Consider the following 23,567-nt stretch of genomic DNA (forward strand, 5'->3'; position numbering starts at 1 on the left):
TTGGTCATTATATTCACAACTGACCACTAACAATTGACTATATTACACACCAAATGACTTGCCGCAACCGCAGGTTTGGGAGGCATTAGGGTTAGTGAATTGAAACCCACCACCGATCATGGCATCACTATAATCGAGCATTAAACCATAGAGGTATAGTAGGCTCTTGGGGTCGCAGACAATTTTGAAGCCATCATAATCAAAAACTTCATCCTGAGGGGTGATCTTACTACTGTCCTCAAAATCCATCATGTAAGACATCCCGGAGCAACCACCTTGACGGACTCCTACCCGTAAACATAAATCTTGTCCTTGCTTGCCTTGAAGAGATTTTACCTGGTGTAATGCTGATTCGCTCAACAGAATACCGCGTTGTTTAGCTTGAGTCGCTTGTGTCATATGCTGTTTCAACTCCTGATTTAATCTCATCTTTACCCGTCACAGGCTTGTAATAGCCTTGGGGTTGCTCTTTCTAGTTTTCTTTTATTCTAGCTGTATTGATGTCTCTAGATGCTAAAAAAAGTCAGCACTTTGTCAACAGAGAAAAAGGATTTTTATTCTAGAATTGAGAGATTAGGTGTACTTAGAGATGGGAGATTTTTCTTTTTTCAGCCTGGTATCCATCTAAGCAGTCACCATTCTTCAGGTACAAACAGGGAAAATCCGATCCGAATTCTAGACATTCCCCACGGTTTACTTCTAAATAGCTTTTTTTGATTAACTTATTCTATGACAAGTTTTAATCGCTCTACCAGTCGTCGGTTGAAGAAATTAACCCAAATTCCTTCTATATGGGAGGGCGATCGTCGTCCGTTATCATCATCACAAACTCAACCCAGAGACTCAGAGTCGAAGGGAGAATGTATTCTCTGGGTGGATGGCTCCCAAGGTATTGTTAGAGGTATGGATGTGGTATCCCCAGAACTGGGGCCAGAAGCAATTGTTCGGACATTAATGCGAGCTATGGAGCATCCACAAAGTCCAGCTAAACCCGCCAGACCTCAAAGAATTGTGGTGCGAGATCGGGAAATTCAATTTTACCTGCGCGGGGTATTGCAAGATTTGGATATTGCGATTGACTACTCACCAGAATTACCTTTGATTGATGAACTGTTTCGCTCTTTTGCGGACATTATCGATAGTCAAATTCCCGATTTACCCCCACAATATGCAGAAATCCTCCAAGATAAGGCTTTTGCAATTTGGGAAGCGGCTCCTTGGGAATTTCTGGAAGAACAGCAAATTTTAGCAATAGAAATCAATAAGTGGGATATAGGAACACTCTATACCTCAGTCATGGGAATGCTGGGAATGGAGTATGGCATTTTGTTCTATCGTTCAGAAGATTCTCTGAAGCGATTTCGTGCTGATGTTTTAAGAGATGAAGAATCAACTCAGGGTTTAGAAGAAGCTTTCCTGAAGCAGGATTGCTTTTTTCTGACTTTTGAACAGGAGGAGGATGAGGATGAAGATGAGGATTTAGGGGATTTACCAATCTCAGAAATTGAACCGACTTTTGGGAATATTCACCCCTTGGAAGGGTTACGGTCTGTTTTATACGACGAAGAAGCACTTGTTGTCTTTGTCGCTCTGGAAAGTTTAATCCGCTTTATGCGCGATTACCGTCGTCAATTGTACGAAGATGATTTTCCTACTCTCAGCCGACGTTATCGCATTTCTTTACCCAATCTTGATCCAGAAACTAAATCAGTGTCTGTAACTGTCTCTACCATGCCTAAATTGGCAGCCGAATTAGAGGAAATGGCAGGCTTTGATCTTCCAGATGAAGATGAATTGGACTCCACGGTGTTCCGTTCCTTGCGGGATGATTTGATTCCAGAAGACTCTTTCCTCAGTTTAGGGGTGATTGCTTGGGAGATGTTAGATTCTTTACGCAAGGAGGTAAATTACCATCCAGTGGTGAACATCAATCAGGTGGGTGATGGATTACCCGTGATTTTAGTGCAAACTTCCCGTCCTAAGGCGAAAACTGTGATCGAGAAGATTGAAGCGGCTGGGGGACTGAAAGCTATTTGTTTTAATCCTGGTGTTGACAACTACCCTGGAGATTTCCAGGACACGCTTATGCCTCTGCAAATGCTCCCCGAACACCATCGCTATGATTTGGGTTTGTTGCAAACAGAGAATAGTGAGTTGTTCCTGTTTGGGGAATTTTTAGATAACGACCCCATTCATGTCGAAGCTAGAAAAAAATGGAATCAGCGCTGTGAAAATACCCAAGGTTATTGCGCCTTAATTATTGCCAAAGGACTGACGGGAGCTTCTCGCGGTAATCCGCAGTTAAAAGATATGATGGCTCTGTTTGAAGCGCGATCGCTCACTCCCAGAGATTTAGGACTCGGTACTCTCCAATTGATGCCCCAACTGGAATTTGAATAATTCTTTATGTAATTACCACAGATAAACATTTTTATTCCTATTTGATCGCCCCAGTGTTTATCTATGGCTTTTACAATAAAATTAAACTGTGTTCACTGCTTTCTTCTTTGTCAAAAGAGACAATAATTAATATCTAGAAAGGCATCAAGAATCATTATATATGGCAAACACCAAGGAGGTAAGCACACCAAAAGACTTTTCACATTATTACCTGTCACCTGCTATAAATAAAATTTAACCAGTGCAAGGAGGCAGTCTTGTCCCAATGACAAATATTTATGCCCACTTACTTAGCAAGATTATTTATACTTTAAAGAGTGAAAATTGTTGAACGAATAGGACTAAAGCTGCGTGTCACACCAAAAATCTATTGTATGTAGGGTGCGTCAGATATCAAAAATCTGTTTATTTACTAGATTTATGCAGTCTGACGCACCCTACCAATGTGCCAGTTGCGTAAGTCCTGACAAAAAATCTGAATGATTTTAATGATGTTCCTATTTCTCTGAGGCAAAGTCTGATACTATCATTTTTTCCTTTTGCAGCCAGATTAGTTCCACAGTGTTAATATACAGCAAATTGCATGACAAATAAAAAATGGGCCGTTAAACGTATAACTGTTAACCTAGCAACACAGGAAGCGGAAAAATTAGAAAAATATTGTCAACAGACTGGTAGACCCGCTACTGATGTAATTAGAGAACTCATTAGAGGTTTACCTCTCTCTGAAGAGGCTAAGGAAAAAGGCTAAGGGATGTGGAGATGGGGAGATAAATTTTAGATTTGAGATTGGAGTTAATTAGATATAGCAAGTGATAGGTGACAGAGTTGGAAGTGTTTTTGTGTCAAAGTTTTATCATCTGCTGATATCCTAACCACCTTGACCCGAAAAGAATGGGATACAAGCCCCGTCCCTTCGGCAAGCTCAGGACAAGCCTTCTAGAACGGCTTTATGGTAAAATTTAGGTAGAGTCGCCATAGGGCATGGGGAGACTTTAAACGGACATGGAGGGATGGTAAGACCACTTGTGGCGCAACCCAGCGAAGTGTCAAGGAATCCTCGCTCCTTGAGGACGAGGAGGTATGTCAAGGTTGCCATACAATCCAAAATCCTAACTTCCAAAATCGAAGACCCCATCACCAACTCCTAATTCCCAAGTGAGTAGCAAATTCCGACACTAACACAGTTACAATTTGTAAAGAAACTGATAGCGCCGCATGGCGTAAGCCATAAAGGAACGAGGGAATGCGCGTTGCAATTGTAGGTGCGGGACTAGCTGGGCTGGCAACCGCAGTAGATTTAGCTGATGCCGGTTGTGAAGTCCAAATTTTTGAATCTCGTCCATTTGTGGGCGGCAAAGTTGGCAGTTGGGTAGATGGTGATGGCAATCATATTGAAATGGGGTTGCACGTATTTTTTGGCTGCTACTACAATCTGTTTGAGTTGATGCAGAAGGTGGGAGCAGGAGAAAACTTACGCCTCAAAGAACATAGTCATACTTTTATTAATAAAGGTGGACTCACTGGGGCTTTAGACTTCCGTTTCATTACAGGTGCGCCTTTTAATGGGTTAAAGGCATTTTTCACCACTTCCCAACTTTCACTCCAGGATAAATTTCAAAATGCGATCGCTCTGGGAACTAGTCCGATTGTCCAAGGTTTGGTAGACTTTGACGGAGCGATGAGAACTATCCGCAAGTTAGATAAAATCAGCTTTTCCGACTGGTTCTATAGTCACGGCGGCAGTAAAGGCAGCATCAAACGTCTGTGGAATCCCATCGCTTACGCCCTGGGTTTTATCGATTGCGATAATATTTCTGCCCGTTGTATGTTGACAATTTTCCAGTTTTTTGCTGTTAGAACTGAAGCTTCAATTCTGCGGATGCTGGAAGGTTCACCTCACGAATATTTACACAAACCAATTGTCGAATATTTAGAAGCCAGAGGCACGAAAATTTATACCCGTCGCCAAGTGCGGGAAATTCAGTTTGCTGAATCTGAGGAAAATACCAAGATTACAGGTATATTAGTTGCCCAAGGCGATACAGAAGAAGTTATCACCGCCGATGCTTATGTCTGTGCTTGTGATGTCCCCGGAATTCAGCGGGTTTTACCCCAAGCATGGCGCAAGTGGTCAGAATTTGACAATATTTATAAACTTGATGCTGTTCCAGTCGCTACAGTGCAGCTACGGTTTGATGGTTGGGTGACGGAACTGGAAGATGAGGAAAAACGGGGTAGGGGCGGGGTAACCCCGCCCTTACAGGCATCTGGTATAGATAATTTGTTATATACCGCAGATGCTGATTTTTCGTGTTTTGCGGATTTGGCTTTGACTAGTCCAGCAGATTATTATCGTCCTGGGGAAGGTTCGTTGTTGCAACTGGTATTGACACCGGGAGATCCTTTTATTAAACAGAGTAATGAAGCGATCGCACAACACGTCCTTAAACAAGTCCATGAACTGTTCCCCTCTTCCAGAGATTTAAACATGACTTGGTACAGTGTGGTTAAACTTGCTCAGTCTTTGTACAGAGAAGCACCAGGAATGGACGCTTACCGTCCTGACCAAAAAACACCTATACCTAATTTCTTCTTAGCTGGGAGTTATACCCAGCAAGACTACATTGACAGTATGGAAGGTGCAACTATTTCTGGAAGACGTGCGGCTAAGGTGATTCTGGAAAATGTGAAGAATTAGGTGACAGTTAAGAGGGAATAGGGAATAGGGAATAGGGAATAGTGATTTAATTACCAATTACCTGTTACCAATTACCCATGACCAATCTAAAATCTAAAATCTAAAATCTAATGGCTGAATGGTTAGAGCATAGTGTGCAGGTGGAAGTTGAGGTTCCTATAGAATTAGTATGGAGCCTCTGGTCTGATTTGGAACAAATGCCTAAGTGGATGAAATGGATTGATTCGGTGAAAATTTTGCCAGATGATCCAGAAATTTCACTTTGGAAATTGAGTACTGGTGGTTGGGATTTTACCTGGAAATCTCGCATTCTCAAGGTTGTTCCTAACCAAATTATTCAATGGGAATCTGTTGATGGTTTACCGAATCAGGGTGCAATTCGCTTTTATGATCGTCATACTAGCAGCGTTGTCAAAATGACGGTTTCCTATGCTATTCCTGGCTTGATTGGTAAACTTATGGATAATTTGTTTTTAGGGAAAGTGGTGGAGTCTACGATTCAAGCGGATTTGGAGAGGTTTAAGGAATACGCTTTGAATGCGAAAGCTGGTTGATAGATATTATAAAAACAGGCAGTAAGTTTCTTACTGTCTGAAGGGTAAATTATGACTTTTGAAGAAAGCAGTGGCAACGTATTCACCGACCTCGGTTTGTCAAATGCAGATGAACTTTTTACGCGGGGTAAGATAGGAATTCATGTACTGCGTCTCTTGAAACAACGCAACCTAAAACAGTGGGAAATCAGCGAACTTCTTGGTATTCCCCAACCAGAAGTATCTCATTTGATGAAAGGAGAGTTTCAACGGTTCAGTGAGGGCAAACTCCTCATTTTCTTCAAGCAACTTGATGTGCTGTAACGCACCGCCTAAATTAGTGTATAAAAGCTCCGTTAAGTACCCTAATTATTAACGGTAGCTAAAATTTCATCCCATGAACTATGATGATTAGAAAGGGAGGGAGCCTGGATAATGAAAGTTTCATTAAGAATCTGAAGACCTGATATATCATCAAGATTCATGCGTCTCCAGTCAGGAAGTTTAAGTGAACTGCTTTTACCCCTGATTTGATAAACTAATACCTGTATCACCCCACCCTTGAATCCAAGAATATGAGGTTCAGCAATACGGTGTAAACCCTGATAGTAAAAGTCAACTAAGTGCCTTTGCGTGATAGCTTGTTTTATAATTTCTATTTTTGTTTTCATTGTTCTTTAAGAAAAATAGTAAAAATATACTACTATAATTTTCTTTATTTGTGTATTCTGTTAAAATACAAATTTTTTGTAACTTCCAATATCACTAAAAAGTAGTTTAAATGGGATTTCCTGATAAAGTTGCTGAAAAAGCATTATTGGATTGTGGTAGATGTTGCTGTATTTGCCATAAATTTTGTGGTTTCAAAATAGAACTACATCATATTATTCAGAAATCAGAGGGGGGCGAAGATTTGTATGAAAATTGCATTCCTCTTTGCTTTGATTGTCATGCTGAAATAAAAGCTTATGATCCCCAGCACCCCAAAGGTCGTAAATATAATGTTGCGGAAATAATAGAACATAGAAATAGATGGTATGAAACAGTCAAAAATCAGACTTTTGTAGTAATTAATCCAGACTGTATAAAATTGGATCGCAAACTCTTTCTCAAAATCAAGGAAACACTTCCAAGTACATCTGGATCACTTTTTTTTATGCGGGGAAATTGTAATATTAATTCATTTAAGCAAGAAGTGCATGATGACTTGTTCAATTATATTGCCCTATGCAGACACCCTGATTTTGAGTTTATTGATTCAGATTTAGAGATTCGTAGATGTCAACTAACAGATTGCATAGAAGAATATTTAGACCTTGTGAACTATGGGACTTATCCTAGAGGAATGAGACTTTATGTAAACCCTGATAAGTTTGATGATCGTGATAGACACTATCAAGTTATTGAAGATTTGGCTCTAGCAGCGAACAAAGTTTGTTCTGCTTATGATGATTTAGTTCGTCTTGGACGTACGAAGCTAGGAGTTGAGTAATCATATATAACTTTGTCAATAAGAAAAGTATCAACTTAGAAATCAGCCGCAATCAGTTCTACAGTCTTTAAATTAAGTCGCGTATTCAAAGGTTATATATTTTCCTTGACTCACAGATTTGGCAAGTTTTTGTGATAAAATGTAGGTAAATAACAACAACTATCCACACTTCGCCACAAAGTAAAAAAATTTGCATGACAGGTAAGTAAACTAATGCAATTATGTCGAAAACAGAAAAAATACTGAGTTACTCTTCTCAAACAGGTGTAATTAGAGCAAAAGAAATTGCAGCGAAAGGTATTCACAGAGAATATTTGAAACGTTTGGAAAACGAAGGAATCCTTGTACGTTCTGCTCGCGGTGTTTACACCTTTGCAGATGCAGAAATTACAGCAAATCACACCCTAGTTGAAGCTGCTAAAAGAGTTCCTAACGCAGTAATTTGTCTTCTATCTGCACTGAGTTTCTATCAATTAACTACTCAAACACCTTTTGAAATTTGGCTGGCAATTCCTCAAAAATCCCGTCCTCCTAAAGATGATCTTCTACCACTCAGAATCGTTTATATGTCTGGTAAATCTCTAGAAGAAGGAATTGAAGAACATATCATAGAAGGCGTGCCGGTGAGTATATATTCTTTGCCGAAAACAGTTGCAGATTGTTTTAAATTTCGCAATAAAATTGGTCTTGATGTTGCTCTGGAAGCATTGCGCGAATGTTGGCGAGAAAAAAGATGCTCAATGGATGAAATATGGCGTTATGCCAAAATTTGCCGAGTAAATAATGTGATGCGTCCTTATCTAGAATCACTCTCATGACATCGAAAAAACCTATTAATATCGCCGCATCTATCCAAGCTAAATTATTGACATTATCTAAAAAAAGAGGTGAAGATTATAATTATTTATTGACGCGCTATGTTGGAGAAAGGCTGCTATACAGGCTTAGTCAATCTCCATATCAGAAACAATATATTTTAAAAGGTGCTACTCTCTTTAAAGTTTGGAATGGAGAACCACATAGAGCAACAAAAGATTTAGATTTACTCTGTTTTGGCAATAACGAGATTGAATATTTAGTAAATATTTATAAAGAAATTTGTACAATTCACTGTGAAGAAGATGGAATTATTTTTTTGTCTGAATCTGTTACAGGACAATTAATCAAAGAAGATCAGGAATATGAAGGAGTAAGAATTAAATTAAAAGGAAAATTAGTTAAAATTGAAATTACTATTCAAGTAGATATTGGATTTGGTGATGCAGTTACACCTGATGCTGAAGAAATAGAAATCGAACCTATTTTAGATATACCTAAACCACGTTTACGAATATATCCGCGTGAGACAGTAATAGCTGAAAAGTTTCAAGCAATGGTTTCTCTTGGTATAAGCAACAGTCGCATTAAAGACTTCTATGATATTTGGTTTCTTTGCAAAAATTTTGAATTTCAAGGAAATTTACTGCGTCAAGCGTTAAATAACACTTTTGATAGACGGAAAACAGAAATACCAGTAAAAGAACCTTTAGCTTTAACTGAAGAATTTTTTAATGATTCAAATAAGCAAAAGCAGTGGCAAGCTTTTAAAAAGAAATTAAAAATAGAACAAACTCCGAATTCATTTAGTGAATTAATTAACGAGATTAAAAATTTTATTATGCCTCCTTGCCTAGCTGCTGCCCAAAATGAAAATTTTGACAAAATATGGACTATATCAGGCTTTTGGCAAGATTAAAATATTTGTTATTTAAAGTATTCCTAGGGACACAGCATTGCTGTACCCCAATTGCGTATTCCTGATAACTAATTAATTACCACGTTGGATCGCTAAACAAATTAATGGTCAATTCCTCCTTTCCTGGTGGAACTGGAGTAATGCAAGCACGAATGACTTCCCCATCATCTAGTTCCACGGTGCAAGCATGACAAGACCCCATCAGACAACCAGTAGGAATTGATACCCCTGCCCGATCTGCGACATCTAACAGGGATTCTCCTACTTCAGCATTAACAGTGACATCATCTGGTAGAAAGTGGATGTTAATAGTCATTGGTGATTGGTCATTGGTGATTGGTCATTGGTGATTGGTGATTGGTGATTGGTGATTGGTGATTGGTGATTGGTGATTGGGTAATAATTACAAATTACAAATTACCCATTATTTAAGACAAAAACGGATTTAAGTTTAAGTGATTTTCTATTTGGGTAGCTAAAGAGTCCAACATCTGTTCTCGATGTTCTCTGTAATTAGCAACACCAGTGGGCAAAGATTTTAAACCTCGTTGTTGACGGAGACGGTTAATCCAAGCCCGTCGCCAAGGGCCATTATCAAAAAGCCCGTGTAGATAAGTACCCCAAATAGATTGACAACTATCTACTAAGCCTAAATTAGCATCATCAAATAGCGGTTGACAGGATTGTTTATCATCTTGGGTTTCTAAGCGCGATCGCCCTTGGTGGATTTCAAATCCATTTACAGGTAAGCCCATTTGCGGATAATTGGAACTAACTTGGCGCTGACGGGCGATTTTTTGTCCAGTAATTACAGTTCTGATAGGTAATAGATTTAACCCCTGAAATCTACCAGCTTGCCCCTCAGATCCCTCTGGATCAGCGATGATTTGACCTAGCATTTGGAAGCCGCCACAGATGCCCAAAACTGTTCCTCCAGAAGCTGCATAGTTTTGAATTGCTTCCGCCATGCCGCTTTTTTGCAGCACGATTAAATCAGCAATTGTGGTCTTGGTTCCGGGAATAATTACAGCATCAGGATGTCCCAAATCTTGCTTGGGACTGACGTATTTTACTGAAACTGTTGGTTCTGATTCCAGTGCATCAAAGTCGGTAAAATTGGCAATTTTTGGTAAGCGGATGACAGTAATATTTAATTCAGATTGAACTTTATAGGGTTTGCGTTCTAGCAAGTCTAGAGAGTCTTCCGCTGGAAATACTTGTTCCAAGTAAGGGATGACAGCCACAACCGGAATACCAGTCCGTTCTTCTAACCATTTAATTCCCGGTTGGAGAATGGAACGCTGTCCCCGGAATTTATTAATTATGACCCCTTTAATTAAAGCGCGTTCGTCCGGTTCCAGTAACTCTAAAGTTCCGACTACGTGAGCAAAAGCGCCACCTCGGTCAATATCTACTACTAACAGAGTTGGTGCATTTAAATATTTTGCCACCCGCATATTGGTTAAGTCGCGGTGCTTGAGATTAATTTCTGCTGGACTACCTGCACCTTCACAAACCAACAAATCAAATTCTGTTTTTAAATGTTGTAAGCATTCTTCAATAGTGCGCCAACCGAGTTCAAAATATTGCTCGTAATAATCTGTAGCACTAACAGTACCTACGGCTCTACCTTTAAGGATAACTTGAGAAGTCATATCCCCTTGAGGTTTCAGTAAAATTGGGTTCATTTCTACCAAGGGAACGACTCCCGCAGCCCAAGCTTGCACTGCCTGAGCGTAACCTATTTCTCCGCCTGTGGCAGTAACATAAGCATTTAAAGCCATATTCTGACCTTTAAAGGGAGCCACTCGCCAGCCCCGCCGGGATAAAATACGACAAATGGCTGTAGTAATCAGTGATTTACCCGCGTGGGATGTTGTTCCCACTACCATAATTGATTTCATAGTGTGACTATTATTTAATGTTTTTTGATTTAGTAAAGCAATTTCTGGTTTAAAGAAAGGTGTAATTTGGCAGAAATAAATTCACATCTTGCACATAGCAATGATCAAGATGCTTCCATAACGCGCACGCTTTAGCAATAGCTAGACAAGTAAAATCTACCCTGGTAGATTTCCCACCCTAGTTTTTACTTTGGCTTGCTTATTTTAACTTGTTAATTTTGCATCTAAAAGGGTAGTCGAAACCAACGAGTTATGGCATTGTATAAGCGATCGCTCAATGAGGGACTACGCCAATCTTTTTCCGGGAATTTTTCTACCAACTGATGACCTAGGGGTGTCAGGCGAAAACCGTCTGTAATTCCCTGTCCATCAACTTCTCGCCGCAATACTCCCACTTCGATTAGCCAATCAAAGGCGTTATCACAGGACAATTCTGATAAAGGACGTTTGGTGTAGCCTACCTTATAACCATTTTCCATAGCGATCGCACTGACGGAAACACTTTGGTTACGCATCGTCATAAATAAACTGAGCTTGAACGGGGAACAAATGAGCGATCGCTCGGCTCTTTCTAGAGTAGTTTGAGAATAGACAAAGGGTTTGGTGTTTGGGGAATCAACAGCGGTCATGGATTTAGGAGTTGAGGAGTGACAGTGAGTAAAAGGATATTATTCGTAAGTTATGCTATTTTTTCTCAAATTTATTTAAATATTGTAAATCATTGTAAAATTTCAGGTGCATCAACAATCTGAAACAGGAAAGGTTAATTATGCCACTAGCAGTTGGTACAGATGCGCCTGCATTTACCGCTAAAGACACAAACGGCAACACAGTCTCATTATCTGATTTTGCTGGTAAGACGGTGGTTGTATATTTCTACCCCAAAGATGATACACCGGGCTGCACCAAGCAAGCCTGTAGTTTCCGGGATGCCCAACCTGAATATCAAGGTAAAAATGTTGTAGTGTTGGGCGTAAGTGCTGATGATCAAGCCGCCCATCAAGCATTTACTGCTAAATACAATTTGAATTTCCCCTTATTGGTGGATACAGACAAGGCCTTGATCACAGCTTTTGATGTTGATGGTGGTGGTTATGCCAAGCGCGTCACTTTCGTCATTGACCCCAATGGTAAAATTGTCCATGTTGACAGTGCTGTTAGCACCGCTACCCACGCTAGTGATGTTTTAAAAGCACTGGGCTTGTAGTTTTTCACCACAGTAGTCAGCTAACTGACCGAATTTTAGATTTCAAATTTTAAACAGGTTTGTCCCCCGAATTTAAACGCGAGTACAAATCTAAAATCCAAAATCCAAAATTGTGTAACCTCAACTCTTACCCAAATCCGGGTTAGGGGTTGAGGTTTTCAGTTTTCATTGATTAGCGGGTAGGATAATTAACGAAGGTGTATTTCCACCAGATGTAGTCAAGCTTGAAGATGGGGTTTGCTGTTGCTGACCTTGCAATAGTTGTTTTTGTCTAGCTTTAAATGCTGCTGCTGCGTCATTTAACTGCTGATTCTGTTGTTCTGCATCCCAGTTAATAGTTCCGAAATTTGCCCGATGAATCATGTCTAGCACAAAATTTGAGCTATTCCCTGAAAGTGAATTGGTATTGTTATCGCTTTCCAAACTACCAAAGGGTTGATTAGTATCAGCTAAACTGGGTTGTGCTACTAGCAGAGACGCAAAGCTAATTCCCGCTAAAGTCGCAACTAAGATTTTGTGAACTGGTAAAAATGGTTTTTTCATGAGATTTCTCCTCACATTTTGTTGATTGAATGATGCTTCTATTTTAAGCAAGAGTTTTGCGTAGTCGGGGTTGAATGCTGAGTAAAGCCACCACAGCAAATCCCACTAAGACTAGCAATGCTCCCCCAAAGGTAACATCACCCCAAAAAGCCTGCATGACGACATCATTTAATCCCCAAGTACTATGTAGATACAAATAGCGAATGGGTTCAATAGCATAGCTGAGAGGATTGAGGGTAGCGATAACCTGCAACCAACCAGGCATAAAGGATAAAGGTGCTAAAGCTGTGCTGGCGAAGAGTAAAGGCAGGTTTGTGACAAAAATTACTGCGATTAGTTCAATGTGTCCCGGTAAAGCAAAAGCCAAACCGAGGGAAATAGCGGTGACACCCAAAGCGAGGAGAAAGACGATAAGAGCGATCGCACTTAATCCCGCTGCATCAGGTAAACCCGCCCCTAAAAATGCCGCTGCCGCTACAATTACAGCCGCTTGCAGTAAACTTTGGCTGATAATGAAAATGGCAGAAGCAAAGACAATCGAGAACCGAGAAGCTAAAGGTGCAACCAGCAACCGATTTAAAAAGCCAAATTCCCTGTCGAACATTACGGGTAAACCGGCATTCAAAGCCCCAGCAAAAGCAGTAAAGACTATTACACCTGCTGCTAGAAATTGTCCGTAATTTGTCGTACTTCCAAATAAACCTTTAGGGGCATTTTGGAATAATGCACCAAACAACACCAACCACATCACCGGTTGAATAATTCCCGCTACCAAACTGGAAGGACGGCGTTGTAATTGGATAAATAAACGACGAGTTAAAGCCAGTGTTTCTTGGACTAATTCACCAAAGAAACTGGGAGTAGTATCTGTAACTTCCGTAGGTGCAGCTAATTGCTGCCAATTCATATCAGTCTTCATAGGGATTTTGTCCAAAGTTCAAATACACAGTGATAAAATTAACCAGTAAAAATTATAAATATTTCTGTAATTTTTAATTAGCAAAGAATATTTATAATTCTTAATACCCTATTATAACAAAAAATCATTGAGAGACTGTTCACAAATCAATACCCCAGATCAATGAGAATTTTGCGTGTTTCTATAAACTCACTTATAGAGTAATCAGCAGTTAAAATTTTATGACTCGACAACCACATGATCAATTTGCAAAAGAATATTTACAGGAGTTATTAACTTCTTTAGGTAATGTAGAAACCAGCAAAGATGTTAAAAGCGAAGTTCGGGAAATAGATGTTTGGTTTGTTCCTAATAATTCAACGCCATCTGATGAGTTAGAATTAGGGTTATTAGCGAAAATGGCAGTTACAAGCTCTCTATTTGAACCGTTTCGCAATGCTCCCAGTGAAGTAGAAATTAGAAGTTGTTTGTTAAAACTATTTACCGTTCATAGCGATTTGTTGCGACAAGCTAAACGGGAAAAACAATCTATACCTGAAGGAGAATTACCATATTTATGGATTTTAACACCTTCCTGTTCTGTGAGAATGCTGAACGGATTTAGCGCACAACTTCAACAATCACTTAATTGGTGTGACGGGGTGTATTTTCTGCCAGAATTCTTAAAAACAGCTATTGTCGCTATCAATCAGTTACCGATTAGTCAAGATACTCTATGGTTAAGAGTATTGGGAAAAGGAAGAACCCAAAAACAAGCGGTAGAAGAATTGGTTAAACTATCAGAAGATACTGATAAATGGAATCACCTACTAGAGATTTTAGCGTCTTGGCGCAAAAATATAGAGGTGAAAGATAATGTCAATGATGAAGAGAGAGAATTAATTATGAACTTATCACCAGCGTATCTCAAACAACGGGAAGAATGGCGACAAGAAGGACTGCAAGAAGGCAGTTTAGACGGACAGCGTTTTATGGTAAAGAGTTTACTCGCAGGGCGTTTTGGCGCTTTAGATGAGGAATTATCTAAGATTGTTAATTCTATTATGGAGCTTTCTTTAACAGAAAGAACTGATCTATTACTCAATTTGTCGAATATTTCTCGTGAGGAATTATTGGCTAGGTTTAGAAATTGATTTCCCAAAACAAAAATTGTGAGAATTTAGGAATTAGGAGAAACAGAAATATTCTTCCTGTATCTCAATTCCTAATTCCCAATAAACCTATCTCATATTTTGCTTTTTCTCCGCTTTAGGATCACGATTAGCAACAGCAGCTAATTCGGCATCCATCAAAGTTTTTCCTGTGGCTGCGAGGTAAACATCATCTAAACTAGGACGAGATTGAGCAATACCAAAAATCGGTAAACCGACATTATTTAAGGCTTGCTGAATAGTAATTAAAGCGTCATTTTGGGGAGTGACTACCAAATTCAAGGAGTTACCTTGAGCGTTATTGATGATGATTTCTTGGACAAAAGGTAAAGCCTCCAGCAGATTTTTAGCTTTGTCGGCTTCGTCGCTGGGTGAAAATTCGCGGATACGCAGGGTAATGCGATCGCCCCCAACTTGGTCTTTTAACTGCGAAGGTGTACCATTAGCAATAACTAGACCGCGATCTATGATTGCTACCCTATCAGCTAAAGCATCAACTTCTTCTAAATAATGGCTGGTAATCACAACCGTAGTTCCCGCAGCGCGTAACTTTCGCAGAAATTCCCATACCACAAAACGGCTTTCAATGTCAAGCCCTACCGTTGGTTCATCCAACACCAACACATCTGGAGAATGGAGTAAACCCGCAGCCAAATCTAGGCGTTTGCGTAAACCACCAGAATAGGTTCCGGTTTTTTTATCTGCGTATTCTTGTAAACCCAGCAAATCCAATACAGTGTTAATCCGCTGTTTGATTACCGCACGAGGAAGATGATAAAGTGCCGCTTGCAATTGCAGCAACTCCTTACCCGTCAATACCTTATCTAAAGCCACTTCCTGAGCCACATAACCCAGCTTTTGCCGTGCTAATTTGGGGTGTTCTAACGCCGAAATTCCCGAAACTTCGATTTTGCCAGCATCAGGAGTTGTCAGCGTACACAAAGCCCTCAGAGTAGTAGTTTTCCCTGCACCGTTGGGACCGAGTAAACCAAAGATTTCTCCAGGTTGTACCTGAAAGGAGACATCTTTGACAGCCTCAACAGTACCGTAGCTTTTTTGTAGATTTTCAATTAAAACGGCGGGAGCCATGACAGCTATAATCCCTAACTATACAATTCTCAACAATCTATCTTCTATTGTACGAGTTGGGCGTTAGCTGTGATGAGTTCTGTTCTACTTTTCTGGATCTCCTTCTTCTCTCTTCTCTCTTCTCTCTTCTCTCTTCTCTCTTCTGCCTTCTGCCTTCTGCCTTCTGCCTTCTGCCTCCTGCCTTCTGCCTCCTGCCTCCTGCCTCCTGCCTCCTGCCTTCTGCCTTCTGCCTCCTGCCTCCTGCCTTCTGCCTTCTGCCTCCTGCCTTCTGCCTTCTGCCTCCTGCCTTCTGCCTCCTGCCTCCTGCCTTCTGCCTTCTGCCTCCTGCCTCCTGCCTCCTGCCTTCTGCCTCCTGCCTCCTGCCTTCTGCCTCCTGCCTCCTGCCTTCTGCCTCCTGCCTCCTGAATTCTGAATTCTGCTGTATGTCGCGGTTTTCTGGAAATGTCTATTATGTTCCTGGACGAGAGCGAATATGATCAGGTATATGATGGCGATAGCGAAGCGCTGCTGCAAGCAGTTCGCCTAATACTTCTAACAAGGGACCATTAACATCAAATTTAACCATACTTACCGATGCGACCAAAATATTTACCCGATAACGATAGCGTCCTAAATCAATTCCCAGTAAACTGCAAAGCAGAATCCGAATCGTGGCTTTATGGGAAACTACTAAAACATTACCTTGGGGATATTTTTCTTGAATTTCCGCAATTACAGGCATAGAACGGTTAGCAATATCTACCGCAGTTTCTCCACCAATGGGCGCATTCCAAGCGGGTTCTGTTAACCATTTTACATAGTTTTCTGGGTAATTTTCTTGAACAAACGATTTACTCTTGGTTTCCCATTGTCCGTAACTACCTTCTCTTAATCCTTCCCGCACCTGCATCTCCATACCAGTAGCATCACAAAATGGCTTGGCAGTGGCAATGTTGCGCTTCATCGGACTAACATAAACCGCTGACCACTTCAAGTTTTGATAAACATCGGCAAAACTCTCTGCCATCTGCACTCCTTCAGAGGTCAATTCTGCATCAGTTTTACCGCAGAAATTCCCACTTTGACTAAAAGTAGTTTCGCCATGTCGCAGTAAATATAAATTGAGTGTCATAGCTGGCGATGGGGATAAAGGAGTTTGTGTAACAATAACATATCTCAATCTCGCAATTGAGTATGTGACACTAGGACAAAGTAATCAACCAAAAAAGTCAATTCCCTCACCAACTTTTGTCTGCGACTTCAAAAGTAACGGATGAGAGTATTGAAAGTGAGCGATCGCTGCAAGAACACCGCAGACATGGCTCTAGGTTATCACCAAGAATTTTTGCTAATATCCAATCTTGTAATTTTTTAAATCTTGTAAATCCTGAAATCCTGGATATCCTGATTCAGACAATTTTGATTTTTAATAAAATTTAGACAATAAAATGCCTTTGGATATTACACCTAAATAATAGCATAAAAAGTCAAGAGGTCAATACCCTAGTAAAATCGTTGCATTATTGCCAAGATTCTCAATAATCTTGAGAATGAAGCCAGTATATTCTCAATAAACATAGTCGTATACTTTTTTTGTGAAAATCAGATTTAAAAAACTTATATGATTCAGCGTTGAACTGATAACTGACCTACCATCTCTAGATATGGCAAAATAAAGAATTGTAATAACAAAAGTATTGTTAAGGTAATTTAGTGACTTCAACTGCTCAAACTACAGCAAGTGCGCGTCGCGCGGTCTTTCCATTTACAGCAATTGTCGGCCAGGAAGAAATGAAACTGGCACTGTTGTTAAACGTGATTGATCCCAAAATTGGTGGTGTAATGATTATGGGCGATCGCGGCACCGGTAAATCTACAACCATCCGTGCTTTGGCAGACCTGCTGCCAGAAATCCCCGTAGTTGCCAATGACCCCTTCAACAGTGACCCCAACGACCCGGACTTGATGAGTGATGAAGTCCGTCAAATACTAGCAGAAGGGGGAGAAATTCCCATCGCTCACAAAAAAGTCATCATGGTAGATTTACCATTGGGTGCAACAGAAGACCGGGTTTGCGGTACTATCGACATCGAAAAAGCTTTATCTGAAGGTGTGAAAGCCTTTGAACCAGGACTTCTGGCCAAAGCTAACAGAGGTATTCTCTACGTTGATGAAGTCAACTTGTTAGATGACCACTTGGTAGACGTACTCCTCGATTCCGCTGCTAGTGGTTGGAACACCGTCGAACGGGAAGGAATTTCTATTCGTCACCCAGCACGGTTTGTTCTCGTTGGTTCGGGAAACCCAGAAGAAGGAGAATTGCGTCCTCAACTACTAGACCGTTTCGGAATGCACGCAGAAATTCACACCGTCAAAGAACCAGCTTTACGGGTGCAAATTGTGGAAGAACGGGGAGAATTTGACCAAAATCCTCCTGTATATTTAGAAAAACACAAAAACCCCCAAGAAGCATTACAACAGCAAATTGTTAATGCTCAGGAATTATTACCACAAGTTAACCTTGACTATGACTTGCGGGTGAAAATTTCGGAAGTTTGTTCAGAATTGGATGTGGACGGTTTGCGGGGTGACATCGTTACTAACCGTGCTGCTAAAGCCTTAACTGCATTTGAAGGACGGACAGAAGTTACAGTTGACGATATCCGTCGGGTAATTACATTATGTCTGCGTCACCGTCTGCGGAAAGATCCCTTGGAATCCATTGATACTGGCTATAAAGTTGAAAAAGTCTTTTGTCGCGTTTTCGGTGTGGAATTACCAGAAGATTCAACACAGAAAAACGGCTCAGGCATGAAAGCTGGGGTTAGGTAATAGGTAATTAAATTTGGTCTTAGTCAGTAGTCAGGAGAAAAAACTGACAACTGACTATTCAAGTTAAGTAGATGAGAATGAATAATTCGAGGCTTGTAGTGAGGACTTTAGTCCTTATTTGAGGGCTGAAGCCCTCACTACGAAACCATCTCAAGATTTTTTACATTACTTAATCTACTTTGATTTATTCTCACCTACTTACTTCTCTAGATTATTTCCAACCTTGCATTTCTACTAATTCCATACACAAATCATTAATTTGCTCTAAATCAGGTCGGTGAGGTAAAGTTGATTGTTCATAAAAAACATCCATCTCAGCCACCAAATCTTCTGCCATTTTCATCAACTGTTCATAAGTATACTCACCCATAAGAATAGCTTTTAAATCATTAATATCTCCCGCTACTCTTCTATCGACAATTAATTCTCCTCGCTGCAATATTTCCAAACCACTCCGCAGCAATCTAATACAGTGCATACCATGTTTCAAGTCATAACCTGACTTTTTCTCCATTGCTGCTCTAGCAGGATTTCTATTTTCTTGCCAAGATAAATAAGCCTTCCATTCTCTTAAAGCGATTTGATAGCTTTGGCTTTTTTGCAAAAGTCGAATAAAGTCTTTGCGTCCATGAGTTAAATTTTGAGTATATGCTAAAGCCTCGTCTGCTAAAGTATATTGTTTCAAAACACCTTTAAAGTCAATATCTGCTGTCAGCAATTTGTATAACTGCTCTGATTCTTCTAAAAATTCAATCTTACCTCTAATTAAGATATATAGATATTCCAAAAAAGCATTTAACTCATCTTTACTTAATGGTGCTTCATCTTCTATTCCATAATCAGATGGGATTGGTTTTTTAGCTGGTGGATTTAACAACCATTTGCGATGAGTTTCCATTTTCTTGATTTGAGCAAAAGCATAACCAGAGTAAGTATGCTTCACTTTCTTACTCAAAAATAACTGTCTGTGATTAATTAAATGCTGTCCAATATTCGTTAAAAAAGGATAATTATTCAACCACAACAATTCTAAAACATTAGGATTTGCCCCGGCTAATAAATGTAGGACTTTTCTTAATTCATAAATAACCGTGTCTTGATTACCATCAATAAACGGAAATATTCCCGGTTCATCCCACCCAGTATCTTTTTGTTCTATGCTATCAAATCCCAAATAGTAACGCTTGGGAGCAATAAAAACGCCACGATAATCATAGTCTGAATCAGGACGATTTAAACCATAACCATGACTACCTGCCAACCCAACGAAAATAGCTCTTTCTTCAACTTCGATTCTTTTCATAATTATTAGCTGCTCAAAAATTTATTGTACATCTCTAAAATTAATCATCGTCTGAAGAGAAGCATGAGGTTTTTTGCTGTATTTATTGAGATTAATCGTCAATTTTCAAGATTACATTTGGGGAAAGTTGCAATCAATGATTTCTCTAGCTTTTTATTAATTTTTCAGGTTTAAAAATAAATAGTCAGATGTCAATTTTAGCTTACTTAAGTAAACTCAGAATTTGACAACTACCTTTAGTTAGATAAGTTTTCAGTATCAATCCTGAGGATGAGATTTTACTTGGGAGTATAGTCATTGATTAGTGCTAATCAGCAACGTGTAGCTCTTTTATGGTTGTGTATTGTAGTAAACATCACCTCCAGTTAATCATTATGTTCACTAAATAGGCACAAGTATCCTGGATCCAACATTTTCATAGCTTATAGATAAAAAAGATACACTCTACTTGTGTGTGGATGGTAATTGCTATTTGTTGAGATTGCCTGGATAACTATACATCAATAGGGTTCTGTGCCAATCCTGAGCAAAATCTTGATTGGAGAACTGAGCAAATTATGTTACTACTATCATCTCTTGACTCCATAGTTTGATTGTCTGATATTTGAGCTAATTCCCAAAAGACTGAGCTTTTTTATACTATATCAACTAAATGCTTACTGTTCGGCTTTGTCTTGTTCGTTACTATCAGGGTTGAGTCGTTTTTAACTAGTGTCAGTTGATAAAGTGTCACTCTCCACACTAGCTATTTGGTTTTAAAAGAGATATGCTGATGTGATGCAAGGAGTGATACCACTTCACCTCATGTTTGTTACAAGTTATCCTCACAATGCTTCCCCTAATAGCAATGTCGCGGATTGCCAATGTTACATCAAAATAGTGGGTTGGTATAAAGTTATACGGGGAGCGCTTGAGTAAGGAAAAAGGACTCAAGCGCTTTTTCGTGCATGAACATGAATCTCCCCATTGCCAGGTCTCGCTGTCTGTTTATTTTGCTTAATTAGAACTAGAAATCACGGTTTTGTAGCTCAAGGTGGTGAAATATGGATGCAGAGAAGATTAAACAGCGCTATTCCGCAGGAGAGAGATATTTTCCATCTGCTCAGTTAAGTCAAGTCAAATTGATTGATGCTTATTTACCAGGAATCAATTTATGGGGAGCAGATTTAAGTGGAGCTAATTTAGCTAAAGCTAAACTCTGGGGAGCAGATTTGAGTAGAGCTAATTTAGCTAAAGCAAATTTGACGAGAGCTAATTTGTGTGGTGTTAATCTCTGTGAGGCAAATCTTCGCGGTGCAAAGCTTTACTATACGAAGTTATATGGAGCAAATTTGACAGGTGCTTTTTATGATGACAGCACGAAGTTTTCTCAAGGTTTTGACCCCGTTAGTCATCATATGCGGAAGTTTTAGGCGGTTGTTTTTTTAATAAAAATTAACTAAATAGATTTATTTTTGCTCATGTGGTAATTAAACTTAATAATATTTAAAATAGCTACAAAAAATGTAGAAAGATTGTATATAAAGTTTTTCGTTTGTAAAGGATAGTGGATCTTTCTTGTCAAAACAATCTTATTAGTTAGAAACTAGAAAGAATAAAACACAGCAATTATTTTTATGAATGCTATTTCTAACTTTGAATTTAAGCGGTCAACTTGGCAAACAACTACTCTGTTGACTCTGGGCTTTTGGCTCAGTGCCAGTTTAGTGTTAGATTGGGTAATTATGCCTAGTCTGTATCTGGCTGGAATGATGAATGAAGCTAGTTTTACAACCACAGGTTATGTAGTTTTTTGGAATTTTAATCGCCTAGAATTGTTATCTGCTGCTGTAGTGTTGACTAGTGTATTGGCTATTAGCAAAACTAAATCTGATTGGCGTTTGGGCAGTATAGTTTTATCTGTTTTGCTACTAACAGTTACTTTGCTGGATACTTATTTCTTAACTCCCCAGATGTGCGCTGTGGGCAGTAATTTAAACTTATTTACAGATGCTGCTGTAGTGCCGTCCACAATGAATTTACTACACGGCGGTTATTTCTTCCTGGAAGGCTTGAAATTGTTTGCCGGTGCTATGCTTTTAAACTGGTGCTGGCGTAAAGTTTAAGAGACTGGTGAGGCAGAAATGCAATATTTGAGATTCAGGTGGGCATTACCCACCCTACTAAAAATAGGCGTTGCTGAATAAGGGGATGATTGAGGCTGACGCGGGGACACTCCAGACACTCCAGACGGGGTGATTATATATTGATGCAGATTCTCAAATCATTCCGCAATTATGCAACGCCTAAAAATAAATATTGAACTAATCTGATTCTGCTTCACCGTTGGGTAATAGCAAGCGAATAGCGAGAATAGCAAAACCGACAGCAGCGATCGCTTTGAGTATACGTGTAGGAAATAATTCCGCAACTGCTCCCCCAGCTAATGCTCCCAACAAACTGGTTAATACTAGCGCTCCAGCAGTGCCAAAAAACACACCCCGTCGAGATTGACCACGACCAGAAAGTGCGATCGCTGCTAACTGACTTTTGTCACCTAATTCTGATAGAAAGACTGTAATAAAGCTCAACCCTAAAAGATGCCAGTTCATAATTGATTCTCTGTATAATTAATAATTACTTAACTAAGACTTCCCAAAACAGCATTAGCGAAATCAGCAGCAGCATAACTCCAGCTGATTTTTCCACTGTTTTTGGACTAAGTTTACTAGCTATCCAGCCACCTAAAAGCACACCTAATAGACTGGTAGTTATCAGTGCAGCCCCAGAACCAAAAAAAACTACCCAAGGTTGATGAGATTCTGCACTCATTAACAGGGTAGATAGTTGAGTTTTATCGCCAATTTCCGCTAAAAATATAGTGATGAAGGTGGTTCCAAACACCATCAAGGCTGATTCTTGCTTTTTGGAACCATTATTAACTACAGATTCAAGTAGATAACTGTTAGTGTCTTTTAGTTCTGACTGGCTTACAGATACGGAGTCAAGTTTCACAGGCGTTATCTTGTCCTTAAGTTGTTTTCATATTTTTCTCATTTTCTCAGATTTTTGTAATAAATTGCAACTGTAGTCAAGAAAATAGCAAATTAAAAACCCACAGCTTGATCAAAACGGATTTGTTCCAAACTGCGATCGCCATAAACGGACTCAATTTGTTGACGACAGCAGTCGATAGCAAAATCGTTGAGTTCCTCTGGTTCAATCCCAAACATATCCTGAAAGGTTTCCACTTCCACCCGACAAAAACGAGGACGATGCTCGTAAATGGTGCATTCTCGTGTTATCTGGTCAAAATTAACGCACCATCCCCCTTCCCCTACCATACTCAGGTAAAGCCCTAGTTCCTCTGGTGAGAGATACTCTTCCAAATCTGGACGATCTGCTGGATCAAGATGACAGCAGGCTCCACATTGCTTGATACATTGCCACGTTGCCATAATTTACCCTACTTTGTCACTTCCCGCTATTTTACGTTTTTATTGCGTTTCTTATAATTTTGTTAAGTAAATTAAATCAGGTGTCCGCTTGCCGGATATGATCTATGACGTGATTTGCAGTGGAATTATTGAATTTTTTAAAACAATCTCGGAGAAAAAAGAAAAATGGAAGCTTTAGCAAACATTAATTGGGAAGTTGTTTTTCAGTTGACCTGTGTAGGTCTAATTATCATTTCTGGACCCGTGGTAATTTTCTTGCTGGCTTTTCGCAACGGAAATCTGTAAATTTGCTAATGGGTAAGGGGTAATCGTCTTTTTCTAATTATCAATTACCCATTATGG

28 protein-coding genes are annotated in these 23,567 nt (G+C 39.6%); 14 read left to right on the forward strand and 14 right to left on the reverse strand.

The annotated features are described in order from the left end of the window. Positions 1-42: 42 nt before the first annotated feature. A complete protein-coding gene (locus ANA7108_RS0114675) occupies positions 43-399 on the reverse strand; it encodes an iron-sulfur cluster assembly accessory protein (protein ID WP_026104201.1) in 357 nt (118 codons plus the stop codon). 330 nt (positions 400-729) lie between these two features. Between ANA7108_RS0114675 and ANA7108_RS0114680 the strand changes: the two genes are divergently transcribed. From ANA7108_RS0114680 to ANA7108_RS0114700, 5 genes are all read left to right on the forward strand, one after another. Next, the gene (locus tag ANA7108_RS0114680) at positions 730-2,400 is read left to right on the forward strand and encodes a hypothetical protein (RefSeq protein WP_016951554.1); all 1,671 of its coding nucleotides are present in this window, start codon (positions 730-732) and stop codon (positions 2,398-2,400) included. 583 nt (positions 2,401-2,983) lie between these two features. Then, positions 2,984-3,151: a CopG family transcriptional regulator gene (locus tag ANA7108_RS0114685; RefSeq protein ID WP_016951555.1), complete on the forward strand. Its 168-nt coding sequence runs from the start codon at positions 2,984-2,986 to the stop codon at positions 3,149-3,151. A 495-nt stretch (positions 3,152-3,646) separates the two neighbouring features. Next, the gene (gene zds, locus ANA7108_RS0114690) at positions 3,647-5,101 is read left to right on the forward strand and encodes a 9,9'-di-cis-zeta-carotene desaturase (RefSeq protein WP_016951556.1); all 1,455 of its coding nucleotides are present in this window, start codon (positions 3,647-3,649) and stop codon (positions 5,099-5,101) included. A 110-nt stretch (positions 5,102-5,211) separates the two neighbouring features. After that, on the forward strand, positions 5,212-5,655 hold the full coding sequence (locus ANA7108_RS0114695; protein ID WP_016951557.1) for an SRPBCC family protein: 444 nt from the start codon (positions 5,212-5,214) through the stop codon (positions 5,653-5,655). Positions 5,656-5,706: 51 nt separating this feature from the next. Next, on the forward strand, positions 5,707-5,958 hold the full coding sequence (locus tag ANA7108_RS0114700) for a helix-turn-helix domain-containing protein (protein WP_016951558.1): 252 nt from the start codon (positions 5,707-5,709) through the stop codon (positions 5,956-5,958). Between the two features lie 41 nt (positions 5,959-5,999). Here the strand turns inward: ANA7108_RS0114700 and ANA7108_RS0114705 are convergent, their stop codons facing one another. Beyond that, positions 6,000-6,305: a WYL domain-containing protein gene (locus ANA7108_RS0114705; RefSeq protein ID WP_016951559.1), complete on the reverse strand. Its 306-nt coding sequence runs from the start codon at positions 6,303-6,305 to the stop codon at positions 6,000-6,002. A 110-nt stretch (positions 6,306-6,415) separates the two neighbouring features. On the opposite strand from ANA7108_RS0114705, the gene ANA7108_RS0114710 reads away from it, so the two are divergent. The 3 genes from ANA7108_RS0114710 (at position 6,416) to ANA7108_RS0114720 (ending at position 8,861) form a co-directional block, all read left to right on the forward strand. Continuing rightward, the gene (locus tag ANA7108_RS0114710; protein ID WP_016951560.1) at positions 6,416-7,126 is read left to right on the forward strand and encodes an HNH endonuclease; all 711 of its coding nucleotides are present in this window, start codon (positions 6,416-6,418) and stop codon (positions 7,124-7,126) included. A 221-nt stretch (positions 7,127-7,347) separates the two neighbouring features. Further along, positions 7,348-7,944 (forward strand): type IV toxin-antitoxin system AbiEi family antitoxin domain-containing protein, encoded by a 597-nt coding sequence (locus ANA7108_RS0114715; protein ID WP_016951561.1) that lies wholly within the window; start codon positions 7,348-7,350, stop codon positions 7,942-7,944. Next, complete coding sequence (locus tag ANA7108_RS0114720; RefSeq protein ID WP_016951562.1) at positions 7,941-8,861, forward strand: nucleotidyl transferase AbiEii/AbiGii toxin family protein; 921 nt, start codon at positions 7,941-7,943, stop codon at positions 8,859-8,861. Before ANA7108_RS0114715 ends, ANA7108_RS0114720 begins: the two co-directional genes overlap by 4 nt. A gap of 76 nt (positions 8,862-8,937) precedes the next feature. Here ANA7108_RS0114720 and ANA7108_RS0114725 read toward each other — a convergent pair whose 3' ends face one another. From ANA7108_RS0114725 to ANA7108_RS0114735, 3 genes are all read right to left on the reverse strand, one after another. Further along, on the reverse strand, positions 8,938-9,177 hold the full coding sequence (locus ANA7108_RS0114725; RefSeq protein WP_016951563.1) for a 2Fe-2S iron-sulfur cluster-binding protein: 240 nt from the start codon (positions 9,175-9,177) through the stop codon (positions 8,938-8,940). A gap of 112 nt (positions 9,178-9,289) precedes the next feature. After that, positions 9,290-10,765: a cobyric acid synthase CobQ gene (gene cobQ / locus ANA7108_RS0114730; RefSeq protein ID WP_016951564.1), complete on the reverse strand. Its 1,476-nt coding sequence runs from the start codon at positions 10,763-10,765 to the stop codon at positions 9,290-9,292. Positions 10,766-10,989: 224 nt separating this feature from the next. Beyond that, positions 10,990-11,394, reverse strand: a complete 405-nt coding sequence (locus ANA7108_RS0114735; RefSeq protein ID WP_026104202.1) for an Npun_F0494 family protein — start codon at positions 11,392-11,394, stop codon at positions 10,990-10,992. A 140-nt stretch (positions 11,395-11,534) separates the two neighbouring features. On the opposite strand from ANA7108_RS0114735, the gene ANA7108_RS0114740 reads away from it, so the two are divergent. Continuing rightward, on the forward strand, positions 11,535-11,972 hold the full coding sequence (locus ANA7108_RS0114740; RefSeq protein ID WP_016951566.1) for a peroxiredoxin: 438 nt from the start codon (positions 11,535-11,537) through the stop codon (positions 11,970-11,972). Positions 11,973-12,137: 165 nt separating this feature from the next. On the opposite strand, the gene ANA7108_RS0114745 is transcribed toward ANA7108_RS0114740, so the two are convergent. After that, entirely contained in the window at positions 12,138-12,515 is a 378-nt protein-coding gene (locus ANA7108_RS0114745) for a hypothetical protein (protein WP_016951567.1), read from the reverse strand. A gap of 43 nt (positions 12,516-12,558) precedes the next feature. Continuing rightward, on the reverse strand, positions 12,559-13,434 hold the full coding sequence (locus ANA7108_RS0114750) for an ABC transporter permease (protein ID WP_026104203.1): 876 nt from the start codon (positions 13,432-13,434) through the stop codon (positions 12,559-12,561). 221 nt (positions 13,435-13,655) lie between these two features. On the opposite strand from ANA7108_RS0114750, the gene ANA7108_RS0114755 reads away from it, so the two are divergent. Continuing rightward, on the forward strand, positions 13,656-14,567 hold the full coding sequence (locus ANA7108_RS0114755) for a hypothetical protein (RefSeq protein WP_016951569.1): 912 nt from the start codon (positions 13,656-13,658) through the stop codon (positions 14,565-14,567). 87 nt (positions 14,568-14,654) lie between these two features. Here the strand turns inward: ANA7108_RS0114755 and ANA7108_RS0114760 are convergent, their stop codons facing one another. The 3 genes from ANA7108_RS0114760 to ANA7108_RS0114770 all read right to left on the reverse strand — a co-directional run bounded on the left by ANA7108_RS0114760 (position 14,655) and on the right by ANA7108_RS0114770 (position 16,785). Then, a complete protein-coding gene (locus ANA7108_RS0114760) occupies positions 14,655-15,674 on the reverse strand; it encodes an ABC transporter ATP-binding protein (RefSeq protein WP_016951570.1) in 1,020 nt (339 codons plus the stop codon). 84 nt (positions 15,675-15,758) lie between these two features. Then, positions 15,759-16,187: a hypothetical protein gene (locus ANA7108_RS30235; RefSeq protein ID WP_016951571.1), complete on the reverse strand. Its 429-nt coding sequence runs from the start codon at positions 16,185-16,187 to the stop codon at positions 15,759-15,761. Beyond that, entirely contained in the window at positions 16,123-16,785 is a 663-nt protein-coding gene (locus tag ANA7108_RS0114770; protein WP_016951572.1) for a histidine phosphatase family protein, read from the reverse strand. Before ANA7108_RS0114770 ends, ANA7108_RS30235 begins: the two co-directional genes overlap by 65 nt. A gap of 581 nt (positions 16,786-17,366) precedes the next feature. On the opposite strand from ANA7108_RS0114770, the gene bchI reads away from it, so the two are divergent. Beyond that, positions 17,367-18,485, forward strand: coding sequence for a magnesium chelatase ATPase subunit I (bchI, locus tag ANA7108_RS0114775; RefSeq protein ID WP_016951573.1), 1,119 nt, complete (start codon positions 17,367-17,369; stop codon positions 18,483-18,485). A 211-nt stretch (positions 18,486-18,696) separates the two neighbouring features. On the opposite strand, the gene ANA7108_RS0114780 is transcribed toward bchI, so the two are convergent. Continuing rightward, positions 18,697-19,788: a DNA polymerase beta superfamily protein gene (locus ANA7108_RS0114780; RefSeq protein WP_016951574.1), complete on the reverse strand. Its 1,092-nt coding sequence runs from the start codon at positions 19,786-19,788 to the stop codon at positions 18,697-18,699. 1,043 nt (positions 19,789-20,831) lie between these two features. Between ANA7108_RS0114780 and ANA7108_RS0114785 the strand changes: the two genes are divergently transcribed. Both ANA7108_RS0114785 and ANA7108_RS0114790 read left to right on the forward strand, forming a co-directional pair. Next, positions 20,832-21,200: a pentapeptide repeat-containing protein gene (locus tag ANA7108_RS0114785; protein WP_016951575.1), complete on the forward strand. Its 369-nt coding sequence runs from the start codon at positions 20,832-20,834 to the stop codon at positions 21,198-21,200. Positions 21,201-21,404: 204 nt separating this feature from the next. Beyond that, positions 21,405-21,893, forward strand: coding sequence for a hypothetical protein (locus ANA7108_RS0114790; protein ID WP_016951576.1), 489 nt, complete (start codon positions 21,405-21,407; stop codon positions 21,891-21,893). Positions 21,894-22,091: 198 nt separating this feature from the next. On the opposite strand, the gene ANA7108_RS0114795 is transcribed toward ANA7108_RS0114790, so the two are convergent. The 3 genes from ANA7108_RS0114795 to ANA7108_RS0114805 all read right to left on the reverse strand — a co-directional run bounded on the left by ANA7108_RS0114795 (position 22,092) and on the right by ANA7108_RS0114805 (position 23,225). Continuing rightward, entirely contained in the window at positions 22,092-22,379 is a 288-nt protein-coding gene (locus ANA7108_RS0114795; RefSeq protein ID WP_016951577.1) for a TMEM165/GDT1 family protein, read from the reverse strand. 25 nt (positions 22,380-22,404) lie between these two features. Continuing rightward, positions 22,405-22,782: a TMEM165/GDT1 family protein gene (locus tag ANA7108_RS0114800; RefSeq protein ID WP_016951578.1), complete on the reverse strand. Its 378-nt coding sequence runs from the start codon at positions 22,780-22,782 to the stop codon at positions 22,405-22,407. A gap of 92 nt (positions 22,783-22,874) precedes the next feature. Further along, complete coding sequence (locus ANA7108_RS0114805) at positions 22,875-23,225, reverse strand: YkgJ family cysteine cluster protein (RefSeq protein ID WP_016951579.1); 351 nt, start codon at positions 23,223-23,225, stop codon at positions 22,875-22,877. A 165-nt stretch (positions 23,226-23,390) separates the two neighbouring features. Between ANA7108_RS0114805 and psb30 the strand changes: the two genes are divergently transcribed. Further along, positions 23,391-23,510: a photosystem II reaction center protein Ycf12/Psb30 gene (gene psb30 / locus ANA7108_RS0114810; RefSeq protein ID WP_016951580.1), complete on the forward strand. Its 120-nt coding sequence runs from the start codon at positions 23,391-23,393 to the stop codon at positions 23,508-23,510. Positions 23,511-23,567 lie beyond the last annotated feature (57 nt).

This window comes from Anabaena sp. PCC 7108, assembly GCF_000332135.1.
Taxonomy (GTDB): domain Bacteria; phylum Cyanobacteriota; class Cyanobacteriia; order Cyanobacteriales; family Nostocaceae; genus Anabaena.